Source organism: Bartonella sp. AP58NXGY, from assembly GCF_042195785.1.
GTDB lineage: Bacteria > Pseudomonadota > Alphaproteobacteria > Rhizobiales > Rhizobiaceae > Bartonella.
Map to the genome: position 1 here is coordinate 1 of NZ_JBHIOY010000007.1, position 22,244 is coordinate 22,244.

Consider the following 22,244-nt stretch of genomic DNA (forward strand, 5'->3'; position numbering starts at 1 on the left):
TGCATCATCACACGGGCGCTCTTGTTTACACTGCTAGGATGCTGCCCTTCTGACCAATCAATTAAAGCATCACAACGTGTATTATCCGCCGCTCTAAGCGACCAATCATAAATCGTCGACATCTCTCATGAATCCTAATTTCGGCAACACATTGATTTATAATGATAATTTACTGTTTTGCATATTGAATGAGAGGACTGAATATAGTAAGATTTTCTTATTCTAAACCCTCTCAGATTGAATCAATTCATATCACTTGCTTGCACGTCATAAGCGGGGTTGGCGTATGGGTAAAAACTATAGAAGAAAGGACTAAAAATGGCTCTTATGAACCGTCTTAATGCAAGATCTGTCGCAACATTGGGGGCTGGAAAATATAATGATGGTGCCGGCTTGTTACTTCATAAGCGTAAAGATGGTGGTGCTCAATGGCTTTATCGTTATACCATTCACGGGCGCCGCCGTGAAATGGGCTTGGGTGCCTTAAGACATGTTTCTTTAAAAAAAGCCCGTGAATTGGCAAACCAATGGCGTTCTGTTTTGCATGAGGGTCGTGACCCCATTAAAGAACGTGAGAAACAAAAGCGTGAAGCAATGCGTAATCTCCATTATTTAAAAGATATTGCCTTGGATACTTTTGAAAGCCGTAAAGCTGAATTAAAAGGTGACGGTAAAGATGGACATTGGTTTTTACCATTACGCCTTCATATTCTCCCTAAATTAGGCTGTCTGCCCGTTTTTGAGATTACGCAAACAGAAATACGCAATACCCTTGCTCCTATCTGGCATACAAAAGCTGATACCGCGCGTAAAGCACTGAATCGTCTTAATCTTTGTCTCAAACATGCGGCTGCCTTAGGATTGGATGTTGATTTACAAGCTGTAGAAAAAGCACGCGCGCTCTTAGGCAAACAACGTCATAATGTTATTAATAGACCAGCCATGGATTGGAAAGATGTGCCCGCTTTTTATCAAACGCTTTGCCAAAAAATAACTATGACACATTTGGCTTTGCGTTTGCTTATTCTGACAGGTGTTCGTACTAATCCCTTACGTCATATTCGTGAAAATCAGATTGATGGGGATATATGGACAATTCCTGCTGAAAATATGAAAGGAAGACGTGATACAACAAAAGAGTTTCGTGTGCCCCTATCATCTGAAGCATTAGATATTTTAAAACAAGCGCGTTTGCTCTCTCGCAATGATTTCTTTTTTTCTGCTAAAGGTCGCGGTCCCCTTGGTGTAAATTGTATGGCTCAATACATGCAACAAACTGGTCTTAAAGCCTGCCCCCATGGTTTTCGCTCTAGTTTACGTGATTGGCTTGCTGAAACAACCGATGCCCCCTATGAGGTCGCTGAAACTATTCTAAGTCATACGGTAGGAGGACAAGTAGAGCGTGCCTATCGTCGTACTGACTATCTAGAACAGCGCCGTGTCTATATGGATAAATGGGCGGCTTATGTCACTGGTCAATCTTAAGATATGGGGTGAATAACCCCATGATCTGTGGATAACTTTCTCTCTCTTCTCTCTCATTCTTTCTCAATAAGACTCATAATTTATCACATCAATAAAACTATGATAAAATATTGTTTTCTATAAATAAAATACCTTCAAAAATGAACCAAAATGTGCTTAATAAATAGGCATGATTTGTTTCTATTTTTTAAGAATGAAAGGATTTTAGAATGACAGAAAATGATATTCTTTTAACAGACCGTGAAAGTGCAAAATTGCTTCATATGAGTGTCTCAACATTTCGCCGTCATGTCACCAATGGCTCTCTCCCAAAACCTTTAAAATTTGGTTTTTTATCCCGTTGGTTACAATCGGATCTTTTGAATGTAATCGAACAAGCAAAACAGCAACGTCAAAGTGACGCGGCATAAAAAAACCTTGTCACGTAAGGACGGACAAGGCTTTCTCAAACTCATCAATCTAGAGATAGCACAATCCGTCCTATGATGCAACGTTATAGGATTTAAAATGATGTGTTCTTTTAAGAATGCGCAAGGTATCACACGTGCTTTGCGTGGGGTTTGGCATGGGCGTTATGGAACAGCCCGTTGCCCTGCTCATGAGGATAGGCTGCCTAGCTTATCTATTTCTAATGGAAATGATGGGCGTCTTTTACTTTATTGTCATGCTGGCTGCTCTTTTAGAGAGATCATACAAGCGCTTATTAGAATTGGCTTGCTTGGAAAACAAGCTTATGCTCATACGCTTTCTTTCTCAAAACAGTTTTGTGCTGATCTCAAACGAGTAAAACAGAAAGCAGAGAGAGCAAAAGCAATTTGGCAACAAAGCCAACCAATCAAAAAAACTTTAGCTGATTTTACCTTTGCTACGCGTGCTTATAGCCAAGCCTTTGAGGTCCTTATAAGGCAAGCCCCGCATAATGCATATTTTTACGATCTCCTCTATTTTCTAAGGTAAATAACATGATACAAGATAATAAAAATATTTTAGAGAATAATACTCCTTTAAATGATAACGATAATGGCTCTTTAAATGATAAGACTTGTTTAGAAGCCATTCCTTATAAGCAAGCATTGCAACAAAACGGTTGGGGGGAATTAAAACCACTTGAATATACTCTCTTACCCGTCGAGTCTTTTCATGCTGCGCAAATGCCTTTAACTTTAAGTCGCTATGTTTATGACGTTGCTGACCGTCAACAAGCGCCTCTTGATTTTGTGGCTGTCGCTGCTTTGTGTGGCTTGGCTGCTCTCATTGGCAATGGTGTGCGGATTGCTCCAAAACAACATGATGATTGGAAGATTGTCCCTAATCTCTGGGGCGCTCTTATTGGTCAACCTTCAACCATGAAAACACCTACCATGCAAGCCGCTTTAGCGCCTATCACTTGCCTTCAAAAGAAATGGTATAAAGACTGGCTAAAGCAGAAAGAGAGACAAGAAATTGAAGAGATACTTGAAACTTTAGACAAGTCTGAAAAGAAAAAACAAGCCCATAAAGCAATCAAAAAAGGAGATCTTGAAACAGCCCATGCTCTTTTGTCTGAAACCCTCTCTAAAGACAATGCGCGTGATGATGATATCTCTCGTTTTATTGTTAATGATGTGACCGTTGAAAAGCTTGGGGAACTTTTAAAAGAAAACCCCCGTGGTCTCTTGATGGTGCGTGATGAATTATCCGGTTTCTTAACAGATATGGAACGGAAGGAATATCAAACAGAGCGTGCCTTTTATTTGGAAGCTTTTAATGGAGATGGTCAATTTACTTATGACCGGATTGGGCGTGGAACCATTTTTATTCCCAATGCAACCGTCTCTATTATAGGGGGCATTCAACCCTCTCGCATTCTCCCCTTTATACGCAATGTTTTATATGGCAAAGGCAATGATGGTTTCTTACAACGCTTTCAAATGCTGGTCTTTCCCGATGAGACAAAAGATTGGAAATGGGTTGATAGACCTCCCAATCAAGAGGCATGGGAAACTTATGAAGGGGCATTTCGTTCTCTTTATGATAAACCCCTTGGTTCACCAGAACACCCTCTTGTGATGCGCTTTTCTGCTGAAGCTCAAGAGATCTTTCGTGAATGGATGCAAAAGATTTTTAAAGAAGCCAAAGAGAATAACCTTTCTGAAAGCTTACAAGCGCATCTTTTGAAAATGCCTAAGACCATAGTAAGTCTTGCGTTGATTTTTGAATTAACCGAAGGGGGTCGTTTTGAAATCAATAGAGATGCCCTTCAAACAGCCTTGCGATGGGAAAAATATTTGTTCAGTCATGTCAAAAGGCTCTATGCGGCGGCGGATAGCTTAGCAACAGAGGGGGCAAAATTGATTGTCGAGCGCTGTGATCATTTACCCGATGTCTTTACTTTACGTGATATTCATCAAAGAAGTTGGACGCATTTAAAAGATAATCAAACCGTTAAGCAAGCTTTAGAGCTTTTATGTCGCTCCAATCATATTCGTCAAATATCAGTGGAAAATAGCTCTCAAAGCGGTCGACCGACCATACGCTATGAATGGCATCCTTTCGTTAAAAACAACAGCATCAAGCAATGAAGCCATTGTAATTTTTTGTTGTCCTTAAAACCTTCAAAGATCTTATCGTACCAACAAAGGGTTTACGAAGTATCTTTGAGGGTTTTTGTTTTATCATTTTTTAAAGAAGAAACATAAAGAGTCCTTTTAACCTTGTGTCAAAGATATCCAAAACACAACCTCTATAGGTTTTGACGGGGTTTTGAGTTTTGAGGGTTGCTGCTATTATGTAAAAAAACGATAAAAATTAAAAATGTTATTTTTCAATGTGTTAAGATTTTACAGATCTTAAAAAAACAACTCATATTGATAACACAACCTATAAATTCAACTAATAATATACGTTTTGAGGGGGTTTTGACGGTTTTTACACCTTCAAAACCTATAAGCAAAATTCGTAATAAAACTTATCAAAATACTCATTCTGATATTTTAAATCCCATAGCGCATTTATCTTGATTAACCCGTGAAACGAACAGCAAATTTTACTACTTTGCTGATCTTATCCCATGTCATGGGCTGTTGATAAGCAGCCTTTATGAAATTTATTTGAAAAAATATCGGCTTTTTTTATCAGTTTTTTCCCATTTTTATCGTTATTTGCTTTAAATGCATTTAATTGAATTCGTTTTGATTCTTTTGATGATTATTGATCATATCATAAGGCAAGGGATTTTTATTACAATATGCTGCAATCTGTTAACTCTGATAATGAACACGTCACTTTACGCTCTCTGTTGGAATTCTACCGTAAAAAGGCAAAATCACCCCGTGAATTGGGAACGCTGTTTGAAAACCTTGTAAAGGTTTATTTAGCTGAAGACCCGTTGCAAAAGCAAGAATACGAAAAGGTTCAAACTTATTTGGAATGGGCGCAAGAGCATGATGAAGATGGGCGTGATATTGGTATTGATTTGGTCGCTACAATCCGTGATCAAGGAGGATATGCGGCTATTCAATGTAAATGCTACGATGCTTCTCACATCATTAAAAAAGAAGATATTGATAGCTTTATCGCTGCCTCTGGGAAAAAGATTTTTACGCGTCGTATTCTCGTTGATAGCACCGAAAGCAATTGGAGTGATAATGCTAACAACACTTGTGATGGTCAAGAAGTTCGTATTCAACAGATTAATCTGTTTGATTTAGAAAACAGTCAAATTGATTGGGGCGCTTATAAAGAACAAGGACAAGCCGTCCTTAAAGAGCAACCGAAAAAAAAGCTTTTAGATCATCAGATAGAAGCGCTTGAAAGAGTTTGTGAAGGTTTACAAGAAGCAGACCGTGGCAAGCTTATTATGGCATGTGGTACGGGTAAAACATTCACCAGTTTGAAGATAGCAGAAACCATAGCAGGAAAAGGCAAGCGTGTGTTGTTTTTAGTGCCCTCCCTTGCTTTGATGTCACAAACAATCCGTGAATGGACCCTTGATACAGAAATCCCCTTGCGTTCCTTTGCGGTGTGTTCGGATACACAAGTAGGCAAACGTCGTAAAAGTAAACAGGATGATGAATCTGGTCTTGATGCATCAGATCTTGTCTTGCCGGCAACCACGGATTCACAAGAGCTTGCGCGTAAAGCCAATAAGACCTCTCTTGATGTGATGACTGTGGTCTTTTCAACTTATCATTCCATTCAAGTGATTTCGGATGCACAAAAGGAATATGATTTACCCGAATTTGATCTGATCATTTGTGATGAAGCACACCGTACGACTGGGGTTGTATTGGGAACAGACAAGCATGAATCTGAATTTATCAAGGTTCATGATAACAGCATCATTCGAGGTAAAAAACGTCTGTATATGACTGCAACGCCTAAGATCTTTGCTGATAGTGCCAAAAAACAAGCCCATGAGATGAATGGTATTCTGGCGTCTATGGATGATGAAGCGCTTTATGGAAAAGAGCTTTACACTTATACATTCTCAAAAGCCGTTAAGAATGAACTCTTAGTTCCTTATAAGATTATTATCTTGGGTGTTAATGAAGAGGAAGTGAGTGAATCCATTCAACATCTGATGACCGATGAGAATTATGAACTTACTCTTGATGATAAAACCAAGATCATCGGCTGTTATCAAGCTCTTAGCAAAATAGATCTAAAAGTTGATCTGAGTGATGACCCTAACCCTATGCGGCGGGCTTTGGCTTTTTGTAGAGATATTAAGACTTCTGAACGTATCCGTGATACCTTCAATTCTCCAGAAATACAGAAAGAATTATATAATCTTCATAAGCTCTATAAAGAGACGCCGCCTCTTCAGTGTACCTTTGCTCATATCGATGGAACGCAAAGTGCCAAGAAGCGCAATGAAGCTCTTGATTGGTTAAAGGAAGATGCGGGAGAGCATGTCTGCCGTGTGTTAACCAATGTAAGATGTCTTTCTGAGGGTGTTGATGTTCCTGCTCTTGATGCGATCATGTTTTTACACCCGCGCAAAAGCCAAGTGGATGTGATACAGGCGGTGGGGCGTATCATGCGCCGTGCCAAAGGCAAGAAAAGAGGCTATATCATTTTACCCGTTGGGGTGCCGGCTGGGATTTCTGCTGAAGAGGCTTTAAAATACAACAAGAGATACAGTGTTGTCTGGCAAGTGATCAATGCTTTGCTTTCCCATGATGAGAATTTCGAAATCACCCTTAACCAGATGATTTTAGGGCAAGACGTTAGTGATGTTTTGGAGATTAGCGCCTTAAAGAGCATGACAGCGGTTGAGGATAAAATCTATGTTTATGAGAAACCAGAAAGCGCGGGGCTTGAGATTGGAAAAGCAGCCTATGAACCACAAAAATACATTCATAGTGTTACAGGAAGATTACCCTTTTATAAAGAGTTTCCCAATGCCCTTAAAACCCTTTTGGCTAAGAAATTTACCCTTGCCGATTACTGGGGCATATGGGCTGGCAATGTTGCTGAGATTGCACAAAATCATATCAATCGTCTTAAAGACATACTTTCTGATGAAAACAGTGAAGCCTTTCATGCTTTTGATGCCTTTCATAAGGAACTAAAAAACAATTTAAACAGTGAAATAAAACAAGAGGAAGCCATTGAGATGTTAGCACAACATCTTGTTACGCGTCCTGTGTTTGAAGCTTTGTTTGAGGGCAATGAATTTGTGCAAAACAATGCTATCTCACAAGCCATGGAAAAGATTTTAGCTGAGTTAGATAAAACCAATATCAAGCAAGTATCAAAAGAGTTACAAGAGTTTTATGACAGTGTGAAATTCCGTGCCTCTGGGATTACCTCCCCCCAAGCAAGACAAAACCTTATTATCAAGCTTTATGAAGATTTTTTTACAAAGGCATTTAAGAAAACCACCGATAGGCTTGGGATTGTTTATACCCCCGTTGAGGTTGTTGATTTTATCATTCATTCTGTTGATGATGTATTGCGTAATGAGTTTGGAAAAAGCTTGGGGTCACGGGGTGTCTCTATTCTTGACCCTTTTACAGGTACAGGAACCTTTATCACAAGGCTATTACAATCCAATCTCATCAAACCAGAGGATATGGAATATAAATTCCGTCATGATATCCATGCCAATGAGATTGTTTTGCTTGCCTATTACATAGCTGCGATTAACATTGAATCGACTTATCATGGTCTTATGAAAGGTGAATATATTCCTTTCAAACATATTGGTTTGACTGATACGTTTCGGATGCTTGAAGAGAAAAACTTGCTACAGGAATTATTCAAAGAAAACAGTGAATATTTGGAACATCAAAAGAAACTGGATATTAAAGTTATCTTTGGTAATCCTCCTTATTCGGTAGGACAAAAAAGTGAAAACGATAATGCAAAAAACACCTCCTATCCTATACTCGATAACCGTATTCGTGAAACTTATGCTGCTCAATCGAATGCAACAAATATGCAAGCTCTTTACGATAGCTATATCCGTGCTATTCGTTGGGCTAGTGACCGTATTGATAATGCTGGCGTAATTGGTTTTGTCACAAATGCAAGTTTTATCAATGGAAGTTCCATGGATAGCTTACGAAAATGCCTCGTTGAGGAATTTAGCAGCCTTTATATTTTCCATTTGCGGGGAAATGCGCGGACTTCTGGAGAACAACGTAAGAAAGAAAGTGGTGGGATTTTTGGTGAAGGATCACGAGCTCCCATTGCTATATCTATTCTCGTAAAAAATCCAAATGCACAACAGCATGGTAAGATATATTTTCGTGATATTGGAGACTATCTCAATAGAGAAGAAAAGCTCACGATAATTGAAAAATTTAGGAGTATTGATGGCATTACACGGAGCAAAGAAGGTTGGCAAATAATTACACCGGATAAACATGGAGATTGGATTAATCAACGTGATGATAATTTTAAAGCATTTTTAGCCATAGGTTATAAAAAAGGTCATGGTAAAAAACTTTTTGAAAACTTCTCTCGTGGCATTATGACAAGCCGTGATGCTTGGGCATATAACTCAAGCCGTGAAATAGTGGCAAAGAATATGCATAATATGATTGCTTTCTATAATAGTGAAGTAAAACGTTTTAACAATACTTATTTATCAGCTGATCATAAAGTACGTGCAAATGCTGTAAACGATTTTGTCAATTCGGATGAGAGCAAAATAAGTTGGAGTTATAATCTCAAAAAAGATTTAGTAAAAGGAAAGTTTTTCAACTTTAAGGAAAAGTGCCTTACCAAAAGTTTGTATCGTCCTTTTACTAAGCAGTGGCTTTATAGTGATTCTGTTCTCAACTGCGATGGTGCTTATCAGACGCGTATATTCCCGACAGGACAAGTGGTTGAAAATAAGATGATACAACTTACAGGTATAGGAGCAAAGAAAAACTTTTTTGTACTGATGATTAAGACTGTATCTGATCTCCAAGTGATAGAGAATGGTCAATGCTTTCCACGCTATATTTACGAAGATACTACAGTTTCAAAAGATAAAAACAAAAAACAATCCCATTTATTTACAAACTCTATAGAGGAAAACAAAACATCTGGTTTACAAAGGCGTGATGCTATAACTGATGAAGGATTAGCACATTTTAAAGCGGCTTATCCTAATGAAAAAATCACTAAAGATGATTTATTCTATTACGTTTACGGTCTACTTCATTCGGAAGATTATCGTGCCCGTTATGCTGATAACCTCTCTAAAGAACTACCTCGTATCCCTTGTGTAAAGAGTGCTGATGATTTTTGGAAGTTTGTGACAGCAGGGCGTGAACTGGGACATTTGCACGTAAATTATGAAACTGTAGAGCCGTATCCAGTGACCTTTAAAAAGGGTAATCCAAAAGTTACAGAGATCTCTAATCCCGAAAAATTCTATTATGTAACTGAAATGAAATTCGCAAAAATTAAAAATAGTAAGGAAAAGGATAAATCAACAGTTATTTACAATAGCAATATCACAATAACAGATATCCCTCTTGAAGCTTATGAGTATATAGTCAATGGTAAACCCGCTCTTGAATGGGTTATGGGGCGTCAATGCGTTAAGACTGATAAAAAGAGCGGCATTGTTAATGATGCCAATCGCTATGCTGTTGAAACCGTTGGCAACCCTGCTTACCCATTGGAGTTGTTTCAAAGGGTTATTACCGTAAGTTTAGAAACAATGAAAATCGTAAAAAACTTACCAAATTTGGTATTAAGAGAAACTGAATAACTTATAAAGCATGCTCATATAATGGGTATGATAAACTCACAAGGGGTATAAGGTCTTATACCTATAGGTTCTATACCCCTTTATACATTGCTTACATACAATCTTTAAAAGGATAATTTATCATGCGTTATTCTAAAAAGAAATCATTTGCACTTTTAGATACTCTTATTTGGATTGCTTTAAGACTTTTAAGAAATCCACTCTTAAATAGAATTAGATTTTTTTACATTGCCTTTAAAAGATTATACCGTAATTTAAAATGATAGCTTTATTGTTTTCAAAAGCTTTGTTTAAAGAGAGTTATGTATATTCATTTTGCTTAGAGGTTTTGAAGGTGTAAAAACCGTCAAAACCCCCTCAAAACGTATATTATTAGTTGAATTTATAGGTTGTGTTATCAATATGAGTTGTTTTTTTAAGATCTGTAAAATCTTAACACATTGAAATATAATGTTTTTACTTTTTATCATTTTTTTACATAATAGCAGCAACCCTCAAAACTCAAAACCCCGTCAAAACTCATAACTATAATGATCTTGATAGCATCTCTTATGAGTTACAAGCTATCTTTTGAAAAGCTTTAAAGGATCATATGATTTTCATAAAGCACGTTGTAATCAATTCTCTAAAATCATAAGGTTATCATTCAAAAGAACTGATTAAAATTCATAAAAGGGATTTTGCTAATCTCTATAATTATCAGTTTCTATTGAGATGTTTTCATAACAATCTATAAATCGTAATTATCCTATATCCTATTTATCGTTTCTCTTATGAAAATGAAAAATGATGCGGTGGCTATAAAGCAGATAACAGCTATAGAGAATGCATAAAAACAGCAAGGTTTTATAATCATAATGCAAATGAAAGCATTGATTATAAGAGTGCCCTTATAAAAAGCTGTTAAGTTGCAAATGTGTTATAAACAAAATTCACAAAAAAAATTAAAATTCATTTAGTAAAAAAGCTAATAGGTTATAAAGCTAAAAAAAACGCATTATGAGAGCGTTTCTAAATATTATAAATGTATAGATTCAAAAAACAGCGCAATCGTTTCTAAAGCCCATAATATAGATTTAAAAGCATATAAATATAAAAGAAGCAATTCATAAGAACATGATAACATTAATACATAATGCGATTTAAAAAATACAAAAAATATCAAAAAAGATAAAATATTATTTGACAATAAATACGTATTTTGTTATATAAATAATCAAGTGATAGAAACACTTAACGATTAGCGGATAGGTTACGAAACAACCTCTCCCATGTCTTTAAAATACTGACTATCTTTTATGCTATGATTAGCATATATGATGATTTTGTCGGGTGTAGTTACGCCATACAATACTCTTATGAGAAAAGCGTAACAACGGACTAATCGCCGTGTTTCTAGCGCCCGATGCTCTTATAGGGTGTCAATAGAAACTTTCTAACGATTAGGTTTTAAATATGACAAATATATCAAACAACACCCCCGTTCTCTCTAACATTGCAAATGAAACCACGCTTGTTAATAAACAAGAGCCTGCAAAAAAATACGAATTTATTGATGATGGTGAATATATCGATGGTCATTTCTTAACGCGTATTAGAGCCTTAAGAGATTTTGATGATGTAAAAAAAGGCGACCTCGGGGGCTATATTGAAAGTGAAGATAATCTCTCTCATGAGGGAAATTGCTGGGTTTATAATAAAGCACGCGTCTTTCAAAATGCACGGGTTTTCGGAAATGCGAAAATCAAAAGCTTTTTTGTTGACGTCTATGGCAATGCTCAAATTTATGGGAATGCTATTTTTGAAGGAAGGACATTAAAGGACAATGCTAAACTTTCAGGCAATGCTCATGCTAGCAATGCCGTTGTAATTGAAGGCAATGCACAACTTTATGATAATGCCTATGTAACTGATTATGCTCATATTTCTGATAATGCCGTGATTTGTGATAATGCCCATGTTGGGGGTAATGCAAAAATAAGTGGCTCTGCTTATATTTGTGATGATGCACGGGTTTTTGATGATGCCATGGTTTGTGATGCTCTTATCTCAGGTAATTCTTATATTCATAGCAATGCCTCTCTAACTGCTAATGAAGATATTTGTGATGATGCATATCCAGAATTTGGTAGTGAAGATGATTATTACCGTCATGAGTATTATGCTGATTGTGAATGGTACTATGACGATGATAGCGAATATGAAAATGATGCTGCGTAAATAACGCGCGGGCGCGGCGGGGGCGCCCTCTTTTAAACATCTCATTTTAAAATTTATCAAATATGAACTTAGGAAGATACCTATGTCCACTATAACTGTATCTAAAAAATATGAATTAACTAATGAAAATCATACTTTTGAAGGGATTACTATACACCGCATTCGTGCTTTAAGAGATTTTGATGATGTTAAGGCTGGTCAATTGGGTGGCTTTATTGAAAGTGAAGATAATCTCTCTCATGATGGCAATTGCTGGGTCTATGATAATGCTGGTGTTTTTTGCAATGCTGTCGTTTCTGATAACGCAAAAATACGTAATGATGCCATTATTGCTAGAAATAACAATGAAATCAAGGGGGATAATTGTTAATAGGCTTGGCGTTATGTCAAAATATCAGTGGTGATATTGCTTTTTGGTTGTTTTAGAAATGAAATAATGAACTCAAATATTGATGAATGAAACAGGAGGTTTAAATTGAAAATATTAATTCCAGATGACTATCAAAAAGCTACCCTAACATTACAGTCTATTACAAAATTAATGAAATCGCATGAAGTGCTGGTTATAAATAATTTAGCTAAAGAATATGATTTAGAAGATAGGCTCAAAGAGATAGATATTCTGATCTTAATCAGAGAGCGGACTATAGTTGATAGAAATCTTCTCCTGAAACTGCCAAATTTAAAATTAATCTGCCAAACAGGCCCTATAGGTTCACATATTGATATAGAAACTTGTAGAGACTTAGGAATTGAAATATTAGACGGTGGTGGAGATCCAACTTCTGCTGCTGAATTTGCGTGGCTCTTAATTATGTCTGCGCGTAGAAAACTCTGTAAATCTGTATCTGATATGAAAAAAGGACGATGGCAAACAACATTTGGCAACCAAATGAAAGGGGCTACTCTTGGAATATTCGGGTTTGGCCGTATTGGTAAAATGGTTGCTCAATATGCTCAAGCTTTTGGCATGTCCATTTTGGTTTATGGGAGCGAGCGTTCAACGCAAGAAGCAAAAAATTTAGGTTATCATTTTACGCATTCAAAAGATGAATTTTTTACACGTCCTGACGTTATATCCGTCCATTTACGTTTAAGCGATAAAACCAGAGAAATCATAAAATTAAATGATCTATTGAGCATGAAACCTCATGCTATTTTTGTCAACACAGCGCGTTCAGCTTTGGTTGAAAAAGGGGCGATAGAAAAAATACTCAGTTTGGAAAATTCAACTTACTTTGCACTGGATGTTTATGACAGCGAGCCAATATATGAGAGCAAATTATTGCAATCAGATAGAGTTCTTTGCACACCGCATCTGGGCTATGTAACTGAAGAAAGCTTTGAGAGTTATTTTGAAAAAGCTTGCCAAAATATAGCTTCTTTTATGAAGAGCACTTAATGCCGGCTGAGCCAATGTTTGTAAAATTTATCTTATATCGCTAGCGTATCAAATTTGTACGACACATAATAGCTTATTTCCTTAAATTAAGCATATTCCTTAGCTTTCATATTAATACCAATCGTATTGACAGATTTTTATGTAATCAGCATAAAATACCTCATTTATTGCTGCAATCATTATTAAAAAGGCTACCTCATTGGAATACACTTTAATTGGAGGGGGGCATAGTGAGCAATAATAAATTTATAGAAAACAATTATTATAGATGGATTGTATTACTTGTTGCCACTATCGTTCAAGCATCAGCCTGCTTCTTTGTTCAAGGGATTGGTCCTTTAGCTGAATTTTTTAAGAAGGATTTCTCGCCTAGTGACTCTCAGATAGGTTTGCTGTCTTCAGCAGCGCAGTTCCTACCTATTATTGGATTACTTGTAGCTGGTGAATTACTAGACAAGTTTAACGAGCGCTATATTATTGGAGTTGGCGCACTCAGCGTTTCTATCGCTCTTTTATTGGGAGCAATTGCAGAAAACTATATTTCCCTTTTGGTTTGTTTGCTCATTGTAGGGGGATTTTATAGTTCTGCTCAACCTGGTGGCGCTAAATCTGTTTCTGCATGATTTCCACAATCGCAGCACGGATTTGCAATGGGAATAAGGCGAGCGGGGCTACCATTAGGTGGGACATTAGCTGGGATGGTTCTTCCTGCGAGTGCGCTTGTCTATGGCATACAAGGTGCGTTTTTGGTCGGTGCCATCGTTTCTTTTTTAGGGGGATGTATATTTATTATTTTTTATCACTCACCAACAAAAGTTGTAGCTATCGTTCCAGAAAGCAAGGCAAAAGTTTCGTTCTATGCAAATGTAAAGTCTCGTCTTGCGATGTTAACTGCACCGCATATGAAGAATATTATTTTTTCAGGCGTTTCACTTGTGATCGTTCAATATGTTTTAACCATTTTTATAACGATTTATTTTTATAGAATCGATCACCTGTCTTTAGTAGAAGTGCTTATTTATTTTTTGTCTTACAAGCTTCTGGTGCCTTAGGAAAAATTATTTTAGCAGCGTGGAGTGATCATTGTAGAAAAGAACGATTTTTTCCTGTCTTGTTTTGCGTGATTGCAGTCGTTTTTGGATTTTTAATATTAATTTTAGGCATGAGTGGATCCATAATTTATTTAACTATTTTATCTGCTTGGTTAGTTTTTGGGGGAATGGGATAGTATGGCCCTTGGGTTGCTTATATTGTAGACTCTTCGCCGAAAGAAAGCGTTAGCTTTTCTCTGGGTTTAGCAATGTTTGTAAATCAAATCGCAATTATTACTGCTCCACCATTATTTGGATTAATCCAAGATTTTACAGACACTTATTTACTAACATGGCTGATTTTAATTATTGTTTTTTCACTTTTCTTAATAAAAAAGTAGGGGAATATAATTGGGGAGGAAATTATAATGATAAATGAAAGTACTTTTGAGTTGAGCAATGTCGAAAGAGATAAACTTTGGGAGGCTTTAGGCCATGTTATTTATGATCCATACAGTGGTATTGAATATTCGGTTGAGCTAAAAAATAGCATTTTCGCTGCTATCTCATAGAATATTGATAATTCTTATGAATCAAAAGATGCCGATTACCCCTAGACCATATTTAATCTTTGAAAACCTATCCTATTGATAGACAAATTAATACGTCACCTAATCCTTATAATTTAGATGTGTCTTGTAAAAGTGGCTATATTAGCAAAAATTTAATTATGATGTTTTCTTTATTGATCGGAAAGCCTTATTCAATTAAGTTTGAAGGCGAACATATAGCAAATAACCTAGTTCCTTTAGAAGATAATAAAAAAGATTATACAGGATTAGGATCTGAAATTGAGTTAGATTTTCATATAGAAAATGCTGCACTAAAATTTATAACGGGTTTAAATTTATCTCCTGAAGGGGTCCTTTTATCTGGTGTTCGCAATGATGTTGATGGTCCGTTAACGAGAATATTTGATGCACGTCTAGCTTTAAAACTTTTAAGTGAGGAGGATTTGAGGAGCTTAAAGGATAATTTATACATAATTAATGTTCCTTATAGATGGAGAAAAAATGGGGTAACCTCTACAAGTAAAGTACCCCTCGTTCAAGGGGATGGTGAATTCCCAGATATCAGCGCTGTTTTTTATCCAGGCATGTTAGAACCACAGTCAAAAAAAGCCAAGGAAGCTTTAGATCATTTTTATGAAGCTATTAAGGCTGTATCTTTTGGAATTGATGTACAACCAGGAAGATTATTATACATTGATAACAGAATGGCTCTACACTCTAGAGATAAATTTTCTGGATCATTTGATCGTTATAAAAATCCAATGCGGTGGATTCAAAGAGTGTTTGTGTCTGCAGATTTATGGAATCATAGATATGTAGAACAAATAAAAGAAAGAGTATTTGATTTTCAATGCTAATGTCCTGATAATGATATAATGGTGAGTATTATTCTGGTTTATATATATTGACGATACATCTCATATGTATAGATTTCTCCCACATAATCAGGTGAGGTTACTACCTGATTATAAGCTGTGGTGGCCAATTGATGCTCTATGGTTGCATTTGATCTTTATTATTTCTTCCCTTCCTTTCAAGCGCTAAGGGAACTCTCCTATCAAGCTCTTGAAAGAGCGATTTGGAATAATTTCATAAGGCGAAATAAAAACATAGTGACAAACTTTTCTATTGTTTTCACAAGTATGACGGCTTGCATGGTTGCCCCCTTCAAACACGGAAGCTTTTTTCTTGCACGATGGAATCTTTCATATATGAGACAACATAATTAATTTATAACAGATAATTCAATGTATTATCTAAAAAATGCGCCGAAATAGCTATTAATGTGAACATATGAATTAAAAAAACAAACATCGCGTACAAATAAATTCACACATAATTGAGCACACGGCTTATAACATTTTTTAGATGAACAAATAATAATACACCCCATGTCTTTAAACAAAGAATGAAAATCATAAAATAAGCTCTAAGGATAATAGGGACTCTCCACAAAGAAGAGATAGAGATGAAGACTCCAAAGACTTCATCATCACCATCCTTCACTATTTTATTAATATATTCATTTTATACAAGAATCTTTCCCTCAGAAGAAATAGCATTTGCCACAGCTTCCTCGCTTGCCTCATCAGGTAATAACATCTCATTATGAGCGCATCCCGATGGAATCATGGGAAAACAATTTTCTAAATGATAAACACGACAATCAAAAAGAACAGGTTTATCACAGTCAATCATCTGTTGAATTTTATCATCAAGTTCATCGGGTTTTGAACAATAAATTCCCACGGCTCCATAAGCTTGTGCCAATTTCACAAAGTCAGGCATAGACTCCGTATAAGAATGAGAAAGACGATTACCATGCAGCAATTGCTGCCACTGGCGAACCATTCCCATATACTGATTATTTAAAATAAAAATTTTTACAGATGTGTTATGCTGAATAGCTGTTGCAAGTTCTTGAATATTCATCTGAATGGAAGCATCTCCAGAAATACATACAACAAGTGCATCAGGATGCGCTATTTGAACACCAATCGCGGCTGGCAGACCATACCCCATCGTTCCAAGTCCACCAGAAGTCATCCAGTGTTTTGGTTCATCAAAGTGATAATACTGCGCTGCCCACATCTGGTGTTGTCCAACATCTGTTGTAATATAAGGACAGACATCTTTGGTCAGAGCATAAAGTCGTTCAAGAGCATATTGCGGCATGATGACATCTTTTTTCTCCGCATATGCCAATGAATTACGAGCTTTCCAACGGTTAATTTGCGTCCACCACGCCTCACGGACTTCACTGTTAAACGCTGGTTGCTGTATCTTTAAGAGTTGCGTCATATCTCCTAAAACACAAGCCACATCACCAATAATTGGAACTTCTGCTTTCACAATTTTATTGATAGAAGAAGGATCAATATCAATATGAATAATACGCGCATGAGGTGCAAATGCATCAAGGCGCCCCGTGATACGATCATCAAATCGTGCTCCAACGGCTAACATAACATCACAATCATGCATGGCCATATTAGCCTCATAGGTTCCATGCATTCCCAGCATTCCAAGCCAATTTTTGCCAGAAGCAGGATAGGCACCAAGTCCCATGAGTGTTGATGTAATCGGAAAATCTCCCAATTGAACCAAATCACGCAAGAGCTGTATAGCTTTCATCCCCGATGAAATAACACCACCACCAGAATAAATAACAGGACGTTTTGCCTCAACTAAAAGAGAAACAGCAGATTCGATAGCCTTAATATTCCCTTTCAACGATGGAGAAGAATGCAAAGTTTCCTGAACTTTAGGTGCTCTATAAAATCCTGAAGCAAATTGAACATCCTTAGGAATATCAATCAAAACCGGTCCTGGACGCCCCGATTGAGCAAGAAAAAAAGCTTCATGAATAATTTCCGCAAGATCATTGACGTTTTTGACCAGCCAATTATGCTTCGTACAGGGCTTTGTAATACCAACCGTATCAGCTTCTTGAAAGCCATTTGTTCCAATTATTGTTGTCGGTACCTGACCAGAAAAACAAACAAGAGGGATAGAATCCATGAGTGCATCTTGTAAAGGTGTAACAGCATTCGTTGCCCCTGGACCAGAAGTCACAAGCATAACACCTACATTTCCAGTGCTGCGTGCATAGCCTTCAGCCGCATGCCCTGCCGCCTGTTCATGGCGCACTAAAATATGCTGGAGTATATCTTGATGATAAAGAACATCAAAAATAGGTAAAACAGCCCCACCAGGATAACCAAAAATATGTTTAACCCCTTGATCTATAAGAGCCTGAACCACTATTTCAGCGCCAGACATTATTTTTCCATCTGCACTCTCTTGCTTTCTTGGATCATTTCTCATTTTTCCCACTCACCTACTTGATAGGACAATAAAAAAGCCCCTAACGGAGCCCATAAAAAAAGACCCCAAAGGAGCCTATTACACAACACATATTGTATGATCACCCCACTATTGCAACGCATAAAGTATATAAAAACATTCCTTATAGAAAGATTTTTAATTCCATTGATACCATTCGTCAATAAAAAATTATATTTTCTAAAAAATTTCTCCTTCACGAATTATCTTTTATCTTTCGCAATTTTTCTGCAAAGCTCCAGTTTTTCATCAAGAAATAAGCATCCAATCTTCATCAAATTGATTACGAAACCATGTCATTTGTCTTTTTGCATACCGCCTCGTTTGTTTTTTCACATCTTCAAGAGCATTCTCAAAGCTTCTATATCCATCCAAATAAGCCATAAATTCAGGTATACCAATAGCCTTCATTGCTGGTAACGAAGGAGAAAGCATAAGATTCTTCATGGCGACCACCTCTTCTAACGCTCCTCTTTCAATCATAGAGTCCAAACGTTTATGAATGCGTTCATAAAGCAGAGGGCGTGATGGCATGAGAAGAATTTTTTCAGCGAAATTCGACGCAATGAGAGGCGTTGTTTTTTGCTTCTGCCACCAACTGAGCTTCTTACCGGTTGCATCATAAACTTCCAAAGCACGAACAATACGCTGTCTATCTTGCGAAGAAATTTTTTCAGCAACACCAGCATCAATCTGTAACAACTGGTCATAAAGACTTTCAGGTCCCTCTTGATCAAGCAGCAGACGCCATTTCTGCCGCACAACATCTGGAACATGAGGAATTTCCGAAATCCCCTCTAAAAGAGCACGAAAATAAAGTCCTGTCCCACCAACAAAAATAACTGATCTTAAAGAAAAAGTAGCCAATAGCTTTTCAACATCACACAACCATTGCCCTACTGAATAATTCAACGTAGGACTCACATGACCATAAAGATAATGGGGAACAATCGCAGTATCAGCCTCTCTCGGTCGTGCTGTTAAAATATTTAAAACATCATAAACCTGCATTGAATCAGTATTAATAATGAGAGCATTTTTTTCTTGAGCCATGTGCAAGGCAAGTTCTGACTTCCCACTCGCCGTTGGCCCCGCTATTAATGTAATCGTTCTCTGTGTCATGAATAGCACCCCCTACCTATCAGTAACTTATTGCAACATGCATGACAGTCCCCTAAAGCCGCTGTATTTTCTCTCCATGATCATAAAGTAAACACTTTAAACAAAAATACGAACACAAATTCTTTTTAATACAAAGAAAATCTCATGAAACTTATTAAAAAAACAAATGAACTTAATAACAACATCAAAAAAATTTCAAAGCATTTTTGTTATCATCATTCAATAACAATCCACAGCTATAATAATTCTTTCCATTACATCAAAAACATACTCTTTGTCATCATTGGTGAACATAATACGGAAGCTTAATCTATACAATCAAACAGCTTTATTTTGTCCTATAAAAAAAGCATTCTAGGCTGATTTATAATAAGAGCCTCAAAAATTTTCTTCTTCACCCTCTCTTTTTTTTTACAACTATTTTTTTATCCCTCAAAGAAAGGTATCAATATCTATAACTGATTGAATATAATATAATTTTTCCCCAAGATGACTTTTTTAAACTGAAGTGAAAAAACATTCGCTATAGCACACCAAGCATAATCATAAAGCACTGCAAATCCCATGGAACAAAACACTCTTTATATTTACAATAGCATTTTTCAATTTGGATGAGAATCTCCAATATCATATGATTTCCTCATTTTTCTCTTCTCATAAAGCATCATATCAATACCATTGGCGTACACATCACAAACAGAGATAAAAATCGACAAAGATTATTGATCGTACAACAGGTGAAATTTTTATTGGTAAAGTACCAAGCCTATTCAATGGTCGTGCTAGATTTTCTCTCTGGAAACCATTACCAAATGGTAAAGCGAATCCAAGCCTTTATTGTTTTGCTATAGTAAAACGCGTTGATCAAAAAACACGAAAGAAAAACATTCATTAATGATCTTTGACACAATGAGACACAGTATTGATTTATAATGATAATTCATTGTCTTGAACTTGAAAAACAACCTCGAACAAAAGAATTCTCTCATTTCAAATCTATTCTATGTTGAATCAATCTTCCCTCTTGCACACATCACAAGTGGGATTACCGTGTGGATAAAAACTATATAAGAAAAGATTAAAAATGCCTATAATGAACCGTCTCACTGCAAGAACTGTTGCAACATTGAGAACGGGTTAATGCTATATGATAGTGCCAACTTATACTTTTATTCAGCATCAAATATGATTGTTCTCAATGGATTTTATGTTACACAATCCATGCTCTCCGCCATGAAATGAGTGTGATAAATATTAGAGGCTACATGCCAAACTTACAAAATACCCCATATACTAAAGCTGCTAAAAAACAAAAAATAATTTTTCAAACATCAATCCATTAAGATCGTTACGAACCGTAACTCTCCATCTGGACGCGCAACAATAAAGAGAGCATTTTTGCGTCCAGCTTCACGTAATTTATGAATACGTTTTTTAGCCTCATCAATTGTTGTGATAGAACTCTGATTGATATCAACAATCACTTCACCAACGCGAATACGCTTTTTATCCGCTGCGCTATTTTGTGCAACAGATGTCACCACTAGTCCTCGAAGTTTATCTGAAATTGAATAACGATGACGCAAATCCTCTGTCAGTTCAGATAACGTCATTCCCATAAACTGCATTGTCACATTTTCCAACAGATCTTGATTTTTTTTATCATTAACTTCTTCTTTTGTATCTTCATTTGGATCTGTTTCAACCAAACGTCCAAGCTTAACTTTTACTATTTTTTTTTGCCCATTCCGTAAAATAGTAACATCCACCACTTCTCCTTCTGAACTCTCTGCAACTAAACGCGGCAAATCACGTGCATGCTTAATTTTGGAATCTCCAAAGGAAAGAATAACATCTCCGGTTTGCAACTGGCTATTATCTACATTATTTTCTTTTGTCTGTTCTATTTTACCAGCCACCAATGCCCCTACAGCATCATCTAATTTTAAACTTTTTGCAATATCCTCTGTCACCGGCTGAATACGAATAGCCAACCAACCACGCCTTATTTCGCCAAAATCACGCAATTGATTAATAACAGAAAGGGCCATATCCGATGGAATAGCAAACCCAATACCGATAGATCCTCCCGAAGGTGAAACAATTGCTGTATTAATGCCAATGACTTCACCATTTCTATCAAATAACGGACCACCAGAATTGCCCCGATTAATTGCTGCATCTGTTTGAATAAAATTATCATAGGGACCAGCATTAAGGTCACGGTTACGTGCAGAAATAATGCCAACCGTTACACTTCCACCAAAACCATAAGGGTTTCCAATAGCCATAACCCAATCACCAATACGTGCCTTTTCTGAATCACCAAAACGCACAGCTTTTAATTTTTTACTTCCTGCATCGACTTGAAGCAACGCCAAATCAGTTTTGCTATCCTTTCCAAGAAGCTTTGCCTTTAATTTTGTTCCATCCGTAAAATTAACTTCAATATCATCAGCATCAACGATAACATGATAATTTGTAACAATAATCCCTTTTTGCGCATCAATTACAAAACCAGACCCTAAAGAACGCACTTTTTGGAATTGACTATCTTTTTGACCATCTTTAGGTGTAAAAAAATCACTAAAATATTCCTCCAACAATGAATCTTTTGGGATAATGGGTACCGCAGTATTTTCATCCTGTTCTGTTCCTTCAACAGTCTGTGCTGTGGAAATATTCACAACTGTTTCCAAAAGCTCAGAAGCTAAATCAGGAATAGAAAGCAATGCCTTGCTTGTCTCTGCGCCCCAAGACAAACTCACTGATCCTGATATGAACAAAGTCACAAAAAAAACAATTCTTGTGATAAAAAACTTCAAAAACGTACTTTTACTCACGACACTTCTATCCATGATATGCCTTTA

General features: G+C 36.6%; 10 protein-coding genes and 5 pseudogenes. 11 read left to right on the forward strand and 4 right to left on the reverse strand.

What is annotated here, in order from left to right:
• Positions 1-122, reverse strand: a pseudogene (locus tag ACFINC_RS05800) (phage tail protein); the annotation flags it as partial.
• A gap of 196 nt (positions 123-318) precedes the next feature.
• On the opposite strand from ACFINC_RS05800, the gene ACFINC_RS05805 reads away from it, so the two are divergent.
• The 10 genes and pseudogenes from ACFINC_RS05805 to ACFINC_RS05850 all read left to right on the forward strand — a co-directional run bounded on the left by ACFINC_RS05805 (position 319) and on the right by ACFINC_RS05850 (position 15,764).
• Positions 319-1,485, forward strand: a complete 1,167-nt coding sequence (locus ACFINC_RS05805) for a tyrosine-type recombinase/integrase (protein WP_375616497.1) — start codon at positions 319-321, stop codon at positions 1,483-1,485.
• 209 nt (positions 1,486-1,694) lie between these two features.
• Complete coding sequence (locus tag ACFINC_RS05810) at positions 1,695-1,895, forward strand: AlpA family transcriptional regulator (RefSeq protein ID WP_007347209.1); 201 nt, start codon at positions 1,695-1,697, stop codon at positions 1,893-1,895.
• A gap of 97 nt (positions 1,896-1,992) precedes the next feature.
• A pseudogene (locus ACFINC_RS05815) lies at positions 1,993-2,340 on the forward strand (virulence-associated protein E); the annotation flags it as partial.
• Between the two features lie 107 nt (positions 2,341-2,447).
• Positions 2,448-4,046, forward strand: coding sequence for a YfjI family protein (locus ACFINC_RS05820; protein WP_375616498.1), 1,599 nt, complete (start codon positions 2,448-2,450; stop codon positions 4,044-4,046).
• Positions 4,047-4,711: 665 nt separating this feature from the next.
• Positions 4,712-9,682, forward strand: a complete 4,971-nt coding sequence (locus ACFINC_RS05825) for a DEAD/DEAH box helicase (RefSeq protein WP_375616499.1) — start codon at positions 4,712-4,714, stop codon at positions 9,680-9,682.
• Positions 9,683-11,137: 1,455 nt separating this feature from the next.
• A complete protein-coding gene (locus tag ACFINC_RS05830) occupies positions 11,138-11,902 on the forward strand; it encodes a hypothetical protein (RefSeq protein ID WP_375616500.1) in 765 nt (254 codons plus the stop codon).
• A gap of 82 nt (positions 11,903-11,984) precedes the next feature.
• Positions 11,985-12,242: pseudogene (locus tag ACFINC_RS05835) on the forward strand (hypothetical protein); the annotation flags it as partial.
• 135 nt (positions 12,243-12,377) lie between these two features.
• On the forward strand, positions 12,378-13,304 hold the full coding sequence (locus ACFINC_RS05840) for a D-2-hydroxyacid dehydrogenase family protein (protein WP_375616501.1): 927 nt from the start codon (positions 12,378-12,380) through the stop codon (positions 13,302-13,304).
• Between the two features lie 230 nt (positions 13,305-13,534).
• A pseudogene (locus ACFINC_RS05845) lies at positions 13,535-14,356 on the forward strand (MFS transporter).
• Positions 14,357-14,966: 610 nt separating this feature from the next.
• The gene (locus ACFINC_RS05850) at positions 14,967-15,764 is read left to right on the forward strand and encodes a TauD/TfdA family dioxygenase (protein ID WP_375616502.1); all 798 of its coding nucleotides are present in this window, start codon (positions 14,967-14,969) and stop codon (positions 15,762-15,764) included.
• Between the two features lie 670 nt (positions 15,765-16,434).
• On the opposite strand, the gene ACFINC_RS05855 is transcribed toward ACFINC_RS05850, so the two are convergent.
• Together ACFINC_RS05855 and miaA are read right to left on the reverse strand one after the other, a co-directional pair.
• On the reverse strand, positions 16,435-18,234 hold the full coding sequence (locus ACFINC_RS05855) for an acetolactate synthase 3 large subunit (protein WP_375616503.1): 1,800 nt from the start codon (positions 18,232-18,234) through the stop codon (positions 16,435-16,437).
• 267 nt (positions 18,235-18,501) lie between these two features.
• The gene (gene miaA, locus ACFINC_RS05860; protein WP_375616504.1) at positions 18,502-19,374 is read right to left on the reverse strand and encodes a tRNA (adenosine(37)-N6)-dimethylallyltransferase MiaA; all 873 of its coding nucleotides are present in this window, start codon (positions 19,372-19,374) and stop codon (positions 18,502-18,504) included.
• Positions 19,375-20,080: 706 nt separating this feature from the next.
• Here miaA and ACFINC_RS05865 point away from each other — a divergent pair.
• Positions 20,081-20,269, forward strand: a pseudogene (locus ACFINC_RS05865) (2,3,4,5-tetrahydropyridine-2,6-dicarboxylate N-succinyltransferase); the annotation flags it as partial.
• Positions 20,270-20,705: 436 nt separating this feature from the next.
• On the opposite strand, the gene ACFINC_RS05870 reads toward ACFINC_RS05865, so the two are convergent.
• Positions 20,706-22,232 (reverse strand): Do family serine endopeptidase, encoded by a 1,527-nt coding sequence (locus tag ACFINC_RS05870; protein WP_375616505.1) that lies wholly within the window; start codon positions 22,230-22,232, stop codon positions 20,706-20,708.
• Positions 22,233-22,244: the final 12 nt, after the last annotated feature.

Coding starts and splice junctions, on each gene's coding strand:
- ACFINC_RS05805 (WP_375616497.1), top strand. CDS start 319: ATGGCTCTTATGAACCGTCTTAATGCAAGATCTGTCGCAACATTGGGG.
- ACFINC_RS05810 (WP_007347209.1), top strand. CDS start 1,695: ATGACAGAAAATGATATTCTTTTAACAGACCGTGAAAGTGCAAAATTG.
- ACFINC_RS05820 (WP_375616498.1), top strand. CDS start 2,448: ATGATACAAGATAATAAAAATATTTTAGAGAATAATACTCCTTTAAAT.
- ACFINC_RS05825 (WP_375616499.1), top strand. CDS start 4,712: ATGCTGCAATCTGTTAACTCTGATAATGAACACGTCACTTTACGCTCT.
- ACFINC_RS05830 (WP_375616500.1), top strand. CDS start 11,138: ATGACAAATATATCAAACAACACCCCCGTTCTCTCTAACATTGCAAAT.
- ACFINC_RS05855 (WP_375616503.1), bottom strand. CDS start 18,234: ATGAGAAATGATCCAAGAAAGCAAGAGAGTGCAGATGGAAAAATAATG.
- miaA (WP_375616504.1), bottom strand. CDS start 19,374: ATGACACAGAGAACGATTACATTAATAGCGGGGCCAACGGCGAGTGGG.
- ACFINC_RS05870 (WP_375616505.1), bottom strand. CDS start 22,232: ATGGATAGAAGTGTCGTGAGTAAAAGTACGTTTTTGAAGTTTTTTATC.